The organism is Streptomyces sp. MspMP-M5 (assembly GCF_000373585.1).
Classification (GTDB): domain Bacteria; phylum Actinomycetota; class Actinomycetes; order Streptomycetales; family Streptomycetaceae; genus Streptomyces.
Window position 1 is genome coordinate 17,392 of the sequence record NZ_KB891910.1, and the last position, 15,122, is coordinate 32,513.

Annotated in this window: 16 protein-coding genes; 7 read left to right on the top strand and 9 right to left on the bottom strand. The window is 72.7% G+C overall.

Annotated features, from left to right (window positions below; translation table 11 throughout):
* Window positions 1–129 precede the first annotated feature (129 nt).
* The 4 genes from B073_RS0127020 to B073_RS0127035 all read right to left on the bottom strand — a co-directional run bounded on the left by B073_RS0127020 (window position 130) and on the right by B073_RS0127035 (window position 2,908).
* Window positions 130–648, bottom strand: a complete 519-nt coding sequence (locus tag B073_RS0127020) for a SixA phosphatase family protein (RefSeq protein ID WP_018541212.1) — start codon at window positions 646–648, stop codon at window positions 130–132.
* Between the two features lie 112 nt (window positions 649–760).
* The gene (locus B073_RS0127025; protein WP_018541213.1) at window positions 761–979 is read right to left on the bottom strand and encodes a hypothetical protein; all 219 of its coding nucleotides are present in this window, start codon (window positions 977–979) and stop codon (window positions 761–763) included.
* 216 nt (window positions 980–1,195) lie between these two features.
* Complete coding sequence (locus B073_RS48840) at window positions 1,196–1,312, bottom strand: SGM_5486 family transporter-associated protein (RefSeq protein WP_018541214.1); 117 nt, start codon at window positions 1,310–1,312, stop codon at window positions 1,196–1,198.
* Between the two features lie 303 nt (window positions 1,313–1,615).
* Window positions 1,616–2,908, bottom strand: a complete 1,293-nt coding sequence (locus tag B073_RS0127035) for a CynX/NimT family MFS transporter (protein ID WP_026247768.1) — start codon at window positions 2,906–2,908, stop codon at window positions 1,616–1,618.
* 148 nt (window positions 2,909–3,056) lie between these two features.
* On the opposite strand from B073_RS0127035, the gene B073_RS0127040 reads away from it, so the two are divergent.
* The gene (locus B073_RS0127040) at window positions 3,057–3,764 is read left to right on the top strand and encodes a FadR/GntR family transcriptional regulator (RefSeq protein ID WP_018541216.1); all 708 of its coding nucleotides are present in this window, start codon (window positions 3,057–3,059) and stop codon (window positions 3,762–3,764) included.
* 314 nt (window positions 3,765–4,078) lie between these two features.
* Here B073_RS0127040 and fabI read toward each other — a convergent pair whose 3' ends face one another.
* Window positions 4,079–4,849 (bottom strand): enoyl-ACP reductase FabI, encoded by a 771-nt coding sequence (gene fabI, locus B073_RS0127045; protein WP_018541217.1) that lies wholly within the window; start codon window positions 4,847–4,849, stop codon window positions 4,079–4,081.
* Between the two features lie 5 nt (window positions 4,850–4,854).
* Window positions 4,855–5,559: a 3-oxoacyl-[acyl-carrier-protein] reductase gene (gene fabG, locus B073_RS0127050; RefSeq protein WP_018541218.1), complete on the bottom strand. Its 705-nt coding sequence runs from the start codon at window positions 5,557–5,559 to the stop codon at window positions 4,855–4,857.
* A 182-nt stretch (window positions 5,560–5,741) separates the two neighbouring features.
* Here fabG and B073_RS0127055 point away from each other — a divergent pair, with 182 nt between their 5' ends.
* The 5 genes from B073_RS0127055 to B073_RS0127075 all read left to right on the top strand — a co-directional run bounded on the left by B073_RS0127055 (window position 5,742) and on the right by B073_RS0127075 (window position 11,348).
* Window positions 5,742–7,271 (top strand): TldD/PmbA family protein, encoded by a 1,530-nt coding sequence (locus B073_RS0127055; RefSeq protein WP_018541219.1) that lies wholly within the window; start codon window positions 5,742–5,744, stop codon window positions 7,269–7,271.
* Window positions 7,268–8,695 (top strand): metallopeptidase TldD-related protein, encoded by a 1,428-nt coding sequence (locus B073_RS0127060; RefSeq protein ID WP_018541220.1) that lies wholly within the window; start codon window positions 7,268–7,270, stop codon window positions 8,693–8,695. Before B073_RS0127055 ends, B073_RS0127060 begins: the two co-directional genes overlap by 4 nt.
* Window positions 8,696–8,853: 158 nt before the next feature.
* Window positions 8,854–10,272 carry a tyrosine--tRNA ligase gene (tyrS, locus tag B073_RS0127065; RefSeq protein WP_018541221.1) on the top strand — a complete coding sequence of 473 codons (1,419 nt, stop codon included), beginning with the start codon at window positions 8,854–8,856 and terminating at the stop codon, window positions 10,270–10,272.
* A gap of 225 nt (window positions 10,273–10,497) precedes the next feature.
* Window positions 10,498–10,860 (top strand): DUF3099 domain-containing protein, encoded by a 363-nt coding sequence (locus B073_RS0127070; RefSeq protein ID WP_018541222.1) that lies wholly within the window; start codon window positions 10,498–10,500, stop codon window positions 10,858–10,860.
* Window positions 10,861–11,108: 248 nt separating this feature from the next.
* Complete coding sequence (locus B073_RS0127075; protein WP_018541223.1) at window positions 11,109–11,348, top strand: hypothetical protein; 240 nt, start codon at window positions 11,109–11,111, stop codon at window positions 11,346–11,348.
* On the opposite strand, the gene moaA is transcribed toward B073_RS0127075, so the two are convergent.
* The 3 genes from moaA to B073_RS0127090 all read right to left on the bottom strand — a co-directional run bounded on the left by moaA (window position 11,331) and on the right by B073_RS0127090 (window position 14,574).
* Window positions 11,331–12,320, bottom strand: a complete 990-nt coding sequence (gene moaA, locus B073_RS0127080; protein WP_018541224.1) for a GTP 3',8-cyclase MoaA — start codon at window positions 12,318–12,320, stop codon at window positions 11,331–11,333. The two genes, B073_RS0127075 and moaA, sit on opposite strands and share 18 nt — an antisense overlap.
* Window positions 12,321–12,499: 179 nt before the next feature.
* Entirely contained in the window at window positions 12,500–14,122 is a 1,623-nt protein-coding gene (locus B073_RS0127085) for a cation acetate symporter (RefSeq protein ID WP_018541225.1), read from the bottom strand.
* Window positions 14,119–14,574: a DUF485 domain-containing protein gene (locus B073_RS0127090; RefSeq protein ID WP_018541226.1), complete on the bottom strand. Its 456-nt coding sequence runs from the start codon at window positions 14,572–14,574 to the stop codon at window positions 14,119–14,121. The genes B073_RS0127085 and B073_RS0127090 overlap by 4 nt, the downstream gene beginning before the upstream one ends.
* Window positions 14,575–14,760: 186 nt before the next feature.
* On the opposite strand from B073_RS0127090, the gene B073_RS0127095 reads away from it, so the two are divergent.
* Window positions 14,761–14,970, top strand: a complete 210-nt coding sequence (locus tag B073_RS0127095; RefSeq protein ID WP_018541227.1) for a hypothetical protein — start codon at window positions 14,761–14,763, stop codon at window positions 14,968–14,970.
* Window positions 14,971–15,122: the final 152 nt, after the last annotated feature.

Here is a 15,122-nt window from a genome sequence, read left to right on the forward strand (position 1 = left end):
CCCTACCGCCGGTGACCCGCCGCCGCGGGTCCCGCACCGTCCGGGAGGGGCGCCGCGGACGGCCGGTGCACGGCCGGAGCGGGCGCACCCTCCCGAGGGGGCGCCGTCCCGCCGGGCGCCGGAGTCCTCTCAGGCGTGCGGCGACCAGAAGCCCACCAGGCGGCCGATGCCGTGCTCGACCGACTTCCAGCTGCCGTTGAAGGTCAGCACGGCCATGGCCGACGTCGGGAAGCCGCTGCGGTTCATCCGCGCCAGCAGATCCCCCTCGGCCTCGCCCGCCAGGGCGTCGGCGAGGGCGTGCACCCCGGGGTTGTGCCCGACGACCAGAAGGTCGTTCACGTCCTCGGAGGTCTCGTTCAGGATCGCGATGAGCTCGCCGAGGGAGGCTTCGTAGAGCCGCTCGTCGTAGACGGTCTTCGGGCGCTGCGGAAGCTCGGAGACGACCAGCTTCCAGGTCTCGCGGGTGCGGGCGGCCGTCGAGCAGAGGGTCAGTTCGGGGGCGACACCGGCTCCGGCCAGCCAGCGGCCGGCGACCGGGGCGTCCTTCCGGCCGCGATCGGCGAGCGGACGCTCATGGTCGCTGTCGTCGGACCATTCGGCCTTGGCATGTCGGAGCAGGACAATCCGGCGGGGTGTATCGACGCTCATGCGTCCCAGCTTCGCATGAAACCCGCCGCCCGGCGCGGGGTGTTGGAGCGCTCCGCCCGGCCGGGTGATGGTCCCCGCCCACCGCTGGAAGGCGCCCGCGCGCGGGCCCGGCTCACCCCGCGAGCCGGAGCACCCGGGCGAGCAATTCCAGCAGCGGCGCGAGGCTCTGCGTGGCCCGCGCCGCACCGGCCGCGCTCGCCTCGCCGGGACCGGCCACCAGCACCAGCAGGGCTATGAAGGAGAGCACCGGCAGTGCCAGCCCCCACCACGGCAGCGCCTTCTGCAGGCACGGTGCCCTCGCTGCGGACGGGCGGCTGAACGCGACGGACATGGCGGGCTCCAGGAGAGGTCGCAGGATGACGCGACCGCCGGCGGCGGCGCACCCACGGCGGTTCCGCGGTGTGACTCCGACGCTACGGATCTCCGGCGGCCGTTCCTATCCGGGAAGCCACCCATGCATCCCTGATACCCGCCCCCTAAGGGATCGGGGGTCAACCCCACCCCGGGGCCCGCGGCGGCCGCCCCACGGGGCGCGGCCGCCACCGGGTCATGGCGCGGCGATGCTCGCGATGATCCCGACGACGACGGTCACCCCGAGCATCAGGGCCAGGACGAGCAGCAACTTCTTCTGGCTGCCCTGCGGATTCGGTTCGAGCACTGGCATGCGCCCAGTGTCGCACCCGTCGTCGGCGCGACTCCGGCCAGGGCACGCGACGGGGCACGCCACGGGGTGGGCGGCACACGTCGAGATGCGGCGGAGTGCGGGCGGGGCTTGCGGAAGCGCGCCCCGGCGAGCCGGTGGCGCGCGCACCGCAGCCGGTCTCCGGGGCGCGGGCCCGGAGCGCCGTCGGCCCGCGTCGCCAAGACACCACGAGGCGCGCTCCAAGACCACGAGGCGCGCTCCGAGGCACCCCGAAGCCCGCCCCGAGGTGGCCCGGCCGCAACGCTCAGCCCGCGGCCGGCACCGTCACCGCTCGTCCTCGATGCGGCGGTTCCGCCCCGCCAGCACGCCCACCGCGATCTGCGGCACCATTAGCCCGACCATCAACGCGATCGGCTGGCCCCAGCCACCGCTGTGCTGATAGAGCGTGCCGACCAGCAACGGCCCGGGGATGGAGATGAGATAGCCGACGCTCTGCGCGAAGGCGGAGAGCTTGACCACCCCGGCCGGGCTGGCGGAGCGCATCCCGATCATCGTCAGGGCCAGCGGGAAGGCGCAGTTGGAGATGCCCATCAGGAGCGCCCACGCCCAGGCACCGGCGGCCGGCGCCAGCCACAGCCCCGTATAGCCGGCCAGCCCGCAGAGGCCCAGGGCCACGGCCAGCGGGCCCTGGTGCCGCATCCGGGACGCCAGGCGCGGCAGGACGAAGGAGAGCGGGACACCCACCGCCATGGTGAGGGCCAGCAGCACCCCCGCGGTGCCCGCGGAGACGCCCGCGTCGCGGAAGATCTGCGGCATCCAGCCCATGGTGATGTAGGCGGCGGTCGCCTGGAGGCCGAAGAAGACGGCCAGCGCCCAGGCGGTCGGCGAGGCGGCGATCCGTATGGGCGGTGCACCGGAAGCGGGCTGCCCGCCCGACGCCGCCGCCTCGGACGCGGACCGCCGCCGCAGCACCACCAGCCACGCCACCACCGCGACCACGGCGAGCAGCGCCCACACGGCCAGCCCCGTACGCCAACTGCCGCCCAGCGCACCCGTCATGGGAACGGTGAGCGCCGCGGCGAGCGAGGTGCCCAGGGCCAGCGCCATGGAGTAGAGGCCGGTCATCGGGCCGACCTTGGTGGGGAACCAGGTCTTGATGACCACCGGCAGCAGCACATTGCTGACCGCGATACCGGCCAGCGCCAGCGCGCTGCCGGCCAGGAAGCCGGGCGTACCGCCGGCGAACGGGCGCACCGCGACGCCCACCGCGATCGCGGCCATACCGGCGCAGACGATCGCGCCGGGGCCCCAGCGCCGGGCCAGCCGGGGCGCGGCGAAGCCGAAGACGGCGAAGCACAGGGCCGGTACGGACGTCAGCAGGCCGGCGACGGTGCCGCTCATGCCGAGACCGTCGCGGACCTCCTTGAGCAGTGCGCCGAGACTGGTGATCGCCGGGCGGAGATTGAGCGCGGCGAGGACGAGACCGGCGATCACGATCCGCGGCAGCCAGCGGGCGGCGGGCCCGGGCTCCGGGACGCGCTCACGGGCGCCGTCCGGCCGGGCGGGGGTCAGGGGCTCGGCGGCCGGGCCGAGGGTCGCGAGGTCTTCATCTGCCATACGCGCCATCATAGAATCATGGGATGAATGGTTGTCCAGCCGTTATCGGTAGCCTCGGCTCGCCCCCACGGCGCCACGGACATCGAGCCGCCCGCAACCACCCCGCCGCCCGCCCGGCCCACCGGGCCCAGCACCCCGGAGCCCAGCCATGCCCCTGACCTCGCCCCGCCGGTCCGCGCTGGCCGACCAGGTGATCGCGCAGCTGCGCGCCCAGATCACGTCCGGCGACTGGCCGGTGGGGTCCCGTATCCCGACCGAACCGGAGCTCGTCGAGCAGCTCGGGGTGGCCCGTAACACCGTCCGCGAGGCCGTCCGGGCGCTGGCGCACAACGGCCTGCTCGACATCCGGCAGGGCTCGGGCACGTACGTGGTGGCGACCAGCGAGCTGGCCGGGGTGATGAACCGCCGGTTCGCCGACGCCGACCCCGGGCACGTCGCCGAACTCCGCTCCGCCCTGGAGGCCGAGGCCGCCCGGCTCGCCGCCCACCGCCGCACCGAGCAGGACCTCCGCCAGCTCGACGCCCTGCTGGAGCGCCGGGAGCGGGCCTGGGAGTCCGGCGCCGCCGAGGCGTTCGTGGAGGCCGACGCGACCCTGCACATGGCGGTGGTGGCGGCCGCCCACAACGACGTACTGGCCGCGATCTACGCCGATCTGGGCGGCGTACTGCGCGACTTCCTGCGGGCCGACGTCGGCTCCGTCCTGCGCCCCGAGGCCCACATGGACCACTCCCGCCTGGTCGAGGCGATCCGCACCGGCGACGGCGAACGGGCCGCCGCCGAGGCCGGCGCGCACCCCTACGGCTGCCGGCCGGGGGCGGGGACCGGGGACCTAGGGGCGGTCGAACAGACCCCGTAAGGGTCGTGAGCGCCCCTCGGGGCCCTCAACAGGGCGGGGCGGGCGGGTATTCCCACAGCGGGCGGGCATTCCCGCGGCGAACGGCCTTCCCGCGACAGGCACTTCTGGCCGTCGCCCCGCGGGGGCGGGCGCCCTCCACCGGACAGGGACGCCCCTCCGGCAAACTTCCGGAAACACCGCAACCATCCAGAAACAGGCACCCCCGAACGCACAACCGCCCGCCCCGGTCTCCCGGGACGGGCAGTGGCGCGGTGCGCGCTACGGGGTGTCGGACGCCCACCTTCACGGGCGCCCCGCACCTCTCGTTTCAGTTCTCAGGCGCCCATCATGTGCACGCCGCCGTCGACGTGGACGATCTCGCCGGTGGTGCGCGGGAAGAAGTCCGACAGCAGGCCGACGACACCGCGGCCGGCCGGCTCCGGGTCGGTCAGGTCCCAGCCGATCGGGGCGCGGTGGTTCCACACGTCCGCCAGCTCCTCGAAGCCGGGGATGGACTTGGCGGCCATCGACTTGATCGGGCCGGCCGAGACCAGGTTGCAGCGGATGCCCTTCGGGCCCAGGTCGCGCGCCAGGTAGCGGTTGGTGCTCTCCAGCGCCGCCTTGGCCACGCCCATCCAGTCGTACTTGGGCCAGGCGATCTGCGCGTCGAAGGTGAGGCCGACGATCGAGGCGCCGTTCTCCATCAGCGGCAGGCATGCCATCGCCAGCGACTTGTAGGAGTACGCCGAAACCTGGACGGCCGTCGAGACGTCCTCCCAGTCGGCCTCCAGGAAGTTGAAGGCGCCCTGCGGGCCGAACGCGATGGAGTGCACGATGCCGTCGAGCCGGGCGTCGTCGCCCTGGTGCTCGCGGATCTTGCCCGCCAGGCCGTCCAGGTGCTCCTGGTTGGTCACGTCCAGCTCGATGACCGGGGCGGGCTTGGGCAGCCGCTTGGCGATCCGCTCGACGAGGGAGAGCCGGCCGAAGCCGGTGAGGACGACCTCGGCGCCCTCGTTCTGGGCGACCTTGGCCGCCTGGAACGCGATCGACGACTCGGTCAGCACTCCGGTGACCAGAATGCGCTTGCCTGCGAGGATTCCACTCATACTGATCAGTGCCCCATGCCCAATCCGCCGTCGACGGGAATGACGGCTCCGGTGATGTACGCGGCCTCGTCGGAGGCCAGGAAGCGGACCGAGGCGGCGACCTCCTCGGGCTGGGCGTAACGCGCCAGCGGCACCTGCTTCACGATGTTCTCCCGCTGCTCGTCGCTGAGCACCCGGGTCATGTCGGTGTCGACGAAGCCGGGGGCGACGACGTTGACGGTGATGTTGCGGCTGCCCAGCTCACGGGCGAGCGAGCGGGCGAAGCCGACCAGCGCGGCCTTGGAGGCGGCGTAGTTCGCCTGCCCCGCTCCGCCCATCAGACCGACCACGGACGAGATCAGCACGACCCGGCCCTTGCGGGCCCGCAGCATCGCGCGGTTGGCGCGCTTGACCACGCGGAAGGTGCCGGTGAGGTTGGTGTCGAGGACGGCGCTGAAGTCCTCCTCGGACATCCGCATCAGCAGCTGGTCGCGGGTGATGCCGGCGTTGGCCACCAGCACCTCGACCGGACCGTGCTTGTCCTCGATCTCCTTGTACGCCTGCTCGACCTGCTCGCCGTCCGTGATGTCGCACTTCACGGCCAAAAATCCCGCCGGGGGCTCGCCCGAGCGGTAGGTGATGGCGACCTTGTCGCCTGCCTCGGCGAAGGCGCGGGCAATGGCCAGGCCGATGCCACGATTGCCTCCGGTGACCAGAACCGAGCGGCTCAAGAGATCACCCTTTCCGTTTCCCGTCCGTCTTGCGTTCGGTACGAAACTATCGGTCGGGGCGCCCATCCGGGGAATCGAGCCCGGACAGGGGCGTGCCCTGGTTCACTGTCGGGTCTCCACAGAAGCGCGCCAGGAGGCACCGCGGCACGGCATGATGCACCCGCCGACCACGGGAGGATGTTGTGCCAGCCGCACCCCACGACCTTGACGAGACCTTCCGCGCGCTGCCGCTGCGCGCGCTGGCCGACGCCGCACTGGCACGGGCCCGCGCGCTGGGCGCGGAACACGCCGACTTCCGCCTGGAGCGGGTGCGCAGCGCGCTGTGGCGGCTGCGGGACGCCCGTACCTCCGCCACCTCCGACACCACCGACCTCGGCTACGCGGTGCGCGTGGTGCACAACGGCGCCTGGGGCTTCGCCTCCGGCGTGGACCTGACCATGGACGCCGCCGCGCGGGTGGCCGGGCAGGCGGTGGCGATGGCGAAGCTTTCCGCCCGGGTGGCCGCGACGGCCGGCACCGGGGAGAAGGTGGAGCTGGCCGACGAGCCCGTCCACGCGGACCGCACCTGGGTCTCGTCCTACGAGGTGAACCCGTTCGACGTGCCGGACGCCGAGAAGACCGGGCTGCTGGCCGAGTGGAGCGCCCGGCTGCTGTCGGCCCCGGGCGTGGCGCACGTCGACGCGCAGCTGCTGGCCGCCCAGGAGAACAAGTTCTACGCGGACACCGCGGGCACCAGCACCACCCAGCAGCGGATCCGGCTGCACCCGGAGCTGACCGCGGTCGCGGTGGACCCGGCCACCGGCGACTTCGAGTCGATGCGGACCCTCGCGCCGCCGGTCGGCCGCGGCTGGGAGTATCTGACCGGCGGCCACGACTGGGACGCCGAACTGGCCGCGATCCCCGAGCACCTCGCCGGGAAGCTGCGCGCCCCGAGCGTCGAACCGGGCGCCTACGACCTGGTCGTCGACCCGTCCAACCTCTGGTTGACGATCCACGAGTCGGTCGGCCACGCCACCGAGCTGGACCGGGCGCTGGGCTACGAGGCGGCGTACGCGGGCACCTCGTTCGCCACCTTCGACCAGCTGGGCTCGCTGGTGTACGGCTCGCCGCTCATGCAGGTGACCGGCGACCGGACCGCCGAGCACGGCCTCGCCACGGTCGGCTACGACGACGAGGGGGTGGCCGCCCAGTCCTGGGACCTGATCCGGGACGGCGTGCTCACCGGCTACCAACTCGACCGCAGGATGGCCAGGTTGAAGGGGTTCCCGCGCTCCAACGGCTGCGCGTACGCGGACTCCCCCGGCCATGTGCCGGTCCAGCGGATGGCGAACGTCTCGCTCCGGCCGGCGCCGGACGGCCCGTCCACCGAGGAGCTGATCGCCGGGGTGGAGCGCGGCATCTACCTCGTCGGCGACCGCTCGTGGTCCATCGACATGCAGCGCCACAACTTCCAGTTCACCCAGCAGCGGGCGTTCCTGATCCGCAACGGGCGGCTGGCCGAGCAGCTGCGGGACGTCGCCTACCAGGCCACCACCACCGACTTCTGGGGGTCGCTGACCGCGCTGGGCGGTCCGCAGACCTACGTCCTGGGCGGCGCCTTCAACTGCGGCAAGGCCCAGCCGGGCCAGATCGCGGCGGTCTCCCACGGCTGCCCGTCGGCGGTCTTCGAGGGTGTGAACGTGCTCAACACGACGCAGGAGGCGGGGCGATGAGTCCGCGCGCTACGCGCAGCAACCGGCCGTACGAGATCGTCGAGCGGGCGCTGGAGCTGTCCCGCGCCGACGGCTGTGTGGTCATCGCGGAGGAGCACTCCGGTGTCAATCTGCGCTGGGCGGGCAACGCCCTGACCACCAACGGCACCGGCCGCGGCCGGACGGTCACGGTCGTGGCGACCGTGGACGGCGCGGCGGGCACCGCGTCCGGGGTGGTCTCGCGGTCGGCGGTGACCGCGCGGGACCTGGAGCCGCTGGTGCGGGCCGCGGAGGCGGCCGCCCGGGACGCCGGGCCGGCCGAGGACGCCCGGCCGCTGGTCGCGGGCGGGGAGCCGGCGGCGGGCTTCACCGACGATCCCGCGGAGACCTCCCCGGACGTCTTCGCCGCGTTCGCGCCGGCCCTCGGGGAGTCGTTCCGGCAGGCCCGGGCGGGCGGCCGCGAGCTGTACGGCTTCGCCCAGCACACCGTGGTCTCGTCGTATCTGGGCAGCTCGACGGGGTTGCGGCTGCGGCACGACCAGCCCACCGGGACGCTGGAGCTGAACGCCAAGTCCCCGGACGGCGCCCGTTCGGCCTGGGCCGGGCGGGCCACCCGGGACTTCGCCGACACCGATCCGCGGGAGCTGGACGCCGAGCTGGCCCGGCGGCTGGGCTGGGCCGAGCGCCGGGTCGAGCTGCCCGCCGGCCGCTACGACACGCTGCTGCCGCCGAGCGCCGTCGCCGACCTGCTGATCTACCAGCAGTGGTCGGCCACCGCCCGGGACGCCGCCGAGGGCCGGACGGTGTTCTCCAAGGCCGGGGGCGGGCAGGGCGCGGCCCGGACCCGGATCGGCGACCGGCTCGCCGCGCTGCCGCTGACGCTGCGCAGCGATCCGGCGGCCCCCGGGCTGGAGTGCGCCCCGTTCGTGCTGGCCCACTCCTCCGGGGCGGACGCCTCGGTCTTCGACAACGGGCTGCCGCTGGCCGCCACCGACTGGGTGCGCGAGGGGGTGCTGGACCGGCTGGTGGCCACCCGCCACGGTGCCGCGCTCACCGGTCTGCCGGTGGCGCCGGCCGTCGACAACCTCCTGCTGGAGGGCGGCGGTTCGCAGTCCCTCGACGCGATGGTGGCCGCCGCCGGCCACGACGGTCCGACGCTGCTGCTGACCTGCCTGTGGTACATCCGCGAGGTCGATCCGGCGACGCTGCTGCTGACCGGGCTCACCCGGGACGGGGTCTATCTGGTGGAGCACGGCGAGGTGACCGGCGCGGTCAACAACTTCCGGTTCAACGAGTCGCCGGTGGACCTGCTGGGCCGGGCGGTGGCGGCGGGGCGCACGGAGCGGACGCTGTCGCGGGAGTGGGGCGACTACTTCCCGCGGACGGCGATGCCGCCGCTGCGGGTGCCGGACTTCAACATGAGTTCGGTCAGCCCGGGCGTGTGAGGGCGGGCGGCCGGTGCCGGTCCCGGTACCGGCCGCGGCGTCCGCGTACCGCCCCGGGCTCGTCCGGCCGGGCGGATATCGCGGTGAGCGGCCGATCCCGGCCTAATAGACTGTCGCCCTGTCCTCCCTCTTGGGAACCACGATCGATCAGGAACGCCATGACACGCCTCGGCGAATCCGTCGCCCGCGCCAGCGCACTGCTCTCCGCCGACCTCTCCTCGGACGACACCGTCCGGGAGCTGCTGAAGGAGACCCGTGAGCGGCGCTATCTCGACCTGACGGACCTGTCGGCCAAGGAGCAGGCCAAGCTGATCGCGTCCCGGACGGTCGAGGTGCTGCCGGGCGTGGAGAAGCTCGCCGAGCGGATCGAGGAGCGCCGGGCGGCCGGTCAGGGCCTGCACGTCAAGCTGGGCATCGACCCGACGGCGACCGATGTGCACCTCGGGCACGCGGTGCCGCTGATCATCCTGAGCCGCTTCCAGCGCCTGGGCCACGACGTCACGCTCATCATCGGCGACTTCACCGCGAAGATCGGCGACCCCTCGGGCCGTACGGCCGAGCGTCCGCCGCTGACCGACGACGACATCGCGCACAACCTCGCCACCTACCGCGAGCAGGTGCGCCCCTTCTTCGACTTCGAGAAGGTCAGCTTCCGGCAGAACAGCGAGTGGCTGGCGCCGTACACCTTCCCGGAGCTGCTGGGGCTGCTCGCCCAGGTGCCGGCCTCGCAGCTGCTGCAGCGCGAGGACTTCCGCAACCGGCTGGCGGCCGGCTCGGGTCTGACGATGACCGAGCTGCTGTACCCAATCGCGCAGGGCCTGGACTCGGTGGCGCTGGCGTGCGACGTGGAGCTGGGCGGCTCCGACCAGCTGCTCAACCTCCAGATGGGCCGCAAGCTGATGGAACTGCGCGGACAGCGGCCGCAGTTGGTGGTGACCATGCCGCTGATCGAGGGCACCGACGGCACCGGCGCCAAGATGTCGAAGTCCAAGGGCAATTACGTCGGGCTGAGCGCGCCCGCCGACGATGTCTTCGGCAAGATCATGTCGGTGCCGGACCGGTTGATGGAGCCGTACCTCAAGGCGTGGACGGAGTGGACGGACGAGGAGGTCGCGCTGGCCCTGGGCCGGGTCGCGGACCGTTCGCTGCACCCGATGGACCTCAAGAAGGTCCTCGCCGGCGAGGTCGTCTCCGCGCTCTACGGGCTGGACGCGGCGATGGCGGCCCGGGCCGGCTTCGTGGCGCAGTTCTCCAAGAAGTCGTTCGCGGACGTGGAGTCGCTGCCGGTCGTGGACGCCGCTGAGCACGGCGCGCTGACGGTGGCGGCGGTGCTGACGACGGCGCTGGAGTTCACCCCGAGCGCCTCGGCGGCGCGGCGGCTGGCGAAGCAGAACGCGCTGCGGCTGGTGGTCGAGGGCGCGTCCGGTCAGTCGACGCATGTGCTGGCGGAGGCCGACGCGGTGCGTCCGCTGGCCGAGGTGCTGGCGGAGAAGCTCGCCGGCGACGAGGGCACCGCGTACCTCAAGGCCGGGCGCAAGCTGGCCCAGATCACCGGCCGCCAGGCCGGCCCGGCGTAACGCCGTCGGCTCTCCCGCCGGGCGGGGCGCGGGGCTTCGGCCCGGCCCGCCCGCCGTGGGAGGGCCGGCCGCACGATCGGCCGACGGACCGCTACGGCATACGGCGGAGCGGTCCGTACGCCGTCGAAGCGACCCGGTCTCGTGGGGCGGGAAGGGGCGGCGTACCGTGGATTCAGACCGGAATACGGGGAGAATCCGGCGGGACCGAGCAGGTGGTGGAACGTGATGCGGAAGCAGAGCGCCGGTGCACAGACCTTCCGGATCACGGGGGCCCGTCAGGGGCTGACCGAGGATGTGCGGGGTCGCCAGCGGCGGTATGTGATCTCGATGGCGGTGCGGACGGTGGCCGTGGTGCTCACCGCGGTGCTCTGGAACGTCGAGCGGCCGGTTGCCATTGCAACGCTCGTCATCGGCATGGGGCTCCCGTACATCGCGGTGGTCATCGCCAACGCCGGCCGGGAGAACGTCCCTTCGCTGCCCTCGACTCTGGTCACCGCGTCCCGGCGGGCGCTGACGACGGGCTCTGCGGAATCCGTTCCGGAACGGCGGGCGGAGGAGTCCTCGCAGCCGCACGAGGGGCGGGGCTGAGGTCCGCCGCCCCCGATCGGCTCAGCAAAGCTCAAGAAAAGCTCAGATCAATCATGCGGTTCCGCTGCACCGCGCCCCGTTACCCGTGACATACTGCGTACGCGCTCCGCATCCCCCGTCGGAGCGACGGACCGACGCCGGGCGGCTCCCCCCGTGGCTGCCCGGCGTCGTCATGTCCGCACTCTGGAGCTGCCCTCTCGGGGAGACGGCGTCGGAAGCGGGCGCGGGCCGGGTCGTAGGGTTGAGGAGTGAACTCCCCGAACGATTCCGCGAGTACCGTCATCTGCTCGGCCAAGGGCTGCCGCGCCGCCGCGGTGTGGGTGCTGGCCTGGAACAACCCGAAGCTGCACACGCCGGACCGGCGGAAGACCTGGCTGGCGTGCGAGGAGCACCGGGAGCATCTGTCGCAGTTCCTGGGCGTGCGCGGTTTCCTCAAGGACGTGGTGACGCTGGAGGAGTGGGAGGCGCGGTCAGCCTCCGATGGCTGACATCGGGCGGTCCGGCTGGAGGAAGGCGGGGTCGTCGAGGCCGGATCCCGCCTTCTTGCCCCACATGGCCACCTTCCAGATGCGGGCTATCTCGGCGTCGGGGGCGCCGGAGCGCAGGGCGGCGCGCAGGTCGGTCTCCTCGGTGGCGAAGAGGCAGGTGCGGATCTGGCCGTCGGCGGTGAGCCGGGTGCGGTCGCAGGCGCGGCAGAAGGGGCGGGTCACCGAGGCGATGACGCCGACGCGGTGCGGGCCGCCGTCGACGAGCCAGCGCTCGGCGGGGGCCGAGCCGCGCTCCTCCCGGGCCTCGGGGGTGAGGGTGAAGCGGCTGCGCAGCGAGGCGAGGATGTCGCCGGCGGTGATCATTCCCTCGCGCTTCCAGCCGTGCTGGGCGTCCAGCGGCATCTGCTCGATGAAGCGCAGCTCGTAGTCGTTCTCGACGGCCCAGGCCAGGAGGTCGGGGGCCTCGTCGGCGTTGAGGCCGGGCATCAGGACGGTGTTGACCTTGACGGGGGTGAGGCCGGCGGCGCGGGCGGCCTGAAGGCCGTCGAGGACGTCGGCGTGGCGCTTGCGGCGGGTCAGGGCCTGGAAGACGTCGGGGCGGAGGGTGTCCAGGGAGACGTTGACCCGGTCCAGGCCGGCGGTGCGCAGGGCGGTGGCGGTGCGGGCCAGGCCGATGCCGTTGGTGGTCAGCGACATCCGGGGGCGGGGGGCGAGGGCGGCGACCCGCTCGACGATGCCGACCAGGCCGGGGCGGAGCAGCGGCTCGCCCCCGGTGAAGCGGACCTCCTCGACACCGAGGTCGCGGACGGCGATGCCGATCAGGCGGACGATCTCGTCGTCGGTCAGCAGATCGGGCTTGGCGAGCCACTGCAGGCCCTCCTCGGGCATGCAGTAGGTGCACCGCAGATTGCACCGGTCGGTGAGTGAGACCCGCAGGTCGGTGGCGATGCGGCCGTAGGTGTCGATGAGCACTGGGCCCCCTCCCCGAGAGTCCGGACCGGTCCGTCGATCAGTACGTCTTCGAGACTACGCGATGGGTCCGACAGCGAGGAGGCGTGAGAAGCACGAGGTGGGCGGGGTGACGTCGTAGGTCTCTACGACATCACCCCGCCCGTGGGCTGTAGGGATGGCTCAGCGCCGGGGAGGAGGACTCAGTGGGCGCCGCTTCCGGTGAGGGAGCGGACCTCCAGTTCGGCGTACTTGGCGGCGTCCGGCTGCTCCTTGGTCAGGAGGGAGCCGGCCCAGCCGAGGAGGAAGCCCAGGGGGATGGAGATCAGGCCCGGGTTCTCCAGGGGGAACACCGCGAAGTCGGCGCCGGGGAACATCGAGCTCTCCTTGCCGGAGACAACGGGCGAGAAGAGGACGAGGAGGACGGAGGAGAGCAGGCCGCCGTAGATGGACCACAGGGCGCCCTGGGTGGTGAAGCGCTTCCAGAACAGGCTGTAGAGGAGGGTCGGGAGGTTGGCGGAGGCGGCGACGGCGAAGGCGAGGGCCACCAGTCCGGCGACGTTGAGGCTGCGGGCGAAGACGCCGAGGACGATGGCGACCGCGCCGATGCCGACGGTGGCCCAGCGGGCCGCGCCGACCTCTTCCTTCTCGGTGGCCTGTCCCTTGCGGAGCACGTTGACGTAGATGTCGTGGGCGAAGGAGGAGGACGAGGCGAGGGTGAGGCCGGCGACCACGGCGAGGATGGTGGCGAAGGCGACGGCGGAGATGACGGCGAGCAGGACGGCGCCGCCGGTGGAGCCGGCGCCGCCGCCGATCTCCTGGGCGAGGAGCGGGGCCGCGGTATTGCCGGCCTTGTTGTCGTGGGTGATGGTCCCGGGCTTGAGGAGGGCCGCGGCGCCGAAGCCGAGGGCCAGGGTCATCAGGTAGAAGACGCCGATGATGCCGATCGCCCAGTTCACCGACTTCCGGGCGGCCTTGGCGGTGGGCACGGTGTAGAAGCGGATGAGGATGTGCGGCAGGCCGGCGGTGCCCAGGACGAGGGCGAGGCCGAGCGAGATGAAGTCGATCTTCGAGGTGGCGGTGGCGCCGTACTTGAGGCCGGGCTCCAGGAAGGCTGCGCCCTTGCCGCTGTTCTCGGCGGCGGCGCCGAGCAGGGCGGAGAGGTCGAAGTGGAACCTGAGCGCCACCAGGAAGGTGATCAGCAGGGTGCCGGCGATCAGCAGCACGGCCTTGACCATCTGGACCCAGGTGGTGCCCTTCATGCCGCCGATGGTGACGTACAGGATCATCACGATGCCGACGAGGACGACGACGAGGATCTTGCCGGCCTCGCTGGTGATGCCCAGCAGCAGCGTCACCAGGGCGCCGGCGCCGGCCATCTGCGCGAGCAGGTAGAAGATCGAGACGACGATGGTGGAGGTGCCGGCGGCGGTGCGGACCGGGCGCTGGCGCATCCGGTAGGCGAGGACGTCGCCCATGGTGAACCGGCCGGAGTTGCGCAGCGGTTCGGCGACCAGGAGGAGCGCGACGAGCCAGGCGACGAGGAAGCCGATGGAGTAGAGGAAGCCGTCGTAGCCGAAGAGGGCGATGGCACCGGCGATGCCCAGGAAGGACGCGGCGGACATGTAGTCGCCGGAGATGGCCAGGCCGTTCTGGAAGCCGCTGAACTTCCGCCCGCCGGCGTAGAAGTCGTCGGCGCCCTTGGTCTGCCGGCCGGCCCAGACGGTGAGGCCGAGGGTGGCGGCGACGAAGACCGCGAAGAGGGTGACGATCAGGGTCCGGTGCTCGCCGGCGGCGCCGGCGGCGAGGTGGGAGGTGAGGTTCATGCGCCGGCCTCCTGGACACCGGTCTGCTCGGGGCCGTCCTCCGGGGCGGCCTGCGGGGGTCCGGTCCGGGCCGCACCGGCCTGCGGGGCGGTCGCCGGTGCGGATGCGGGTGCCGGACCGTCCAGGCGGGCCTTGAGGACCTCGGCGCGGGGGTCGAGGCGGGTGGCGGCGTACCGGGAGTACCACCAGGCGATCAGGAAGGTGGTGGCGAACTGGGCGATGCCGAGGACGAAGGCGATGTTGAGATTGCCGGCGACCTTGGTGGCCATGAAGCCGCCGGCGTAGCTCGACAGCAGCACGTAGCCGAGGTACCAGAGGACGAAGGCGAGGGTGAGCGGGAAGGCGAACGACCGGTGGGCGCGCCGGAGTTCGGCGAACTCCGGGCTCGCCTGCACCTGGGGGTAGTCGGGCGGGTCGTGCGGTCCCCGGTCGGCGTGGGGTGCGGTGATCACGGAGTCTCCTGACGCTCGGCGAGCTGAGATGGAGCCGGAAATAAGGCCCCGATAAGTGACATGGATCACGCATCGTAGGACGGTCGGCCGCGATGCGACAGACGGTGGATGGTTGAATTCCCGAAGAAATCGGGGGAATGGGTGCACCGGCCGCCACCGCCCGGGCGACGCTTCGTTGAGTCGGTCATGACTCCGCCGCCCCGACAGGACCCGGCGCCGTACGCCCCGCGCCGGCGCCCGTACGGCAGCGTCCGGCTGGCCGCGCCGATCGCCCCCACCCCGTCGCGGCCGCGCCCCGGGCGGGAGCCCCGGCGCTGGTACGGGCCGCGGGTCCCGCTGCCGCCCCTGAGCATGGGCACCCTGCGGCGCCGTGACAGTGCGGGACGCCGGGACTGAGGACGCCGGCGCCGCATCCACCCCCCGTACACACCTGACGGGCCGTCAAACCACCTGACCGGGCGTCAATTTGCCGCCCCTGAGAGGTTTTTTCCGCGTTCCGTTGCTCTGCGCCGGTGATCGCCGCTAGCTTCACCTGTCGTGCAACCGCC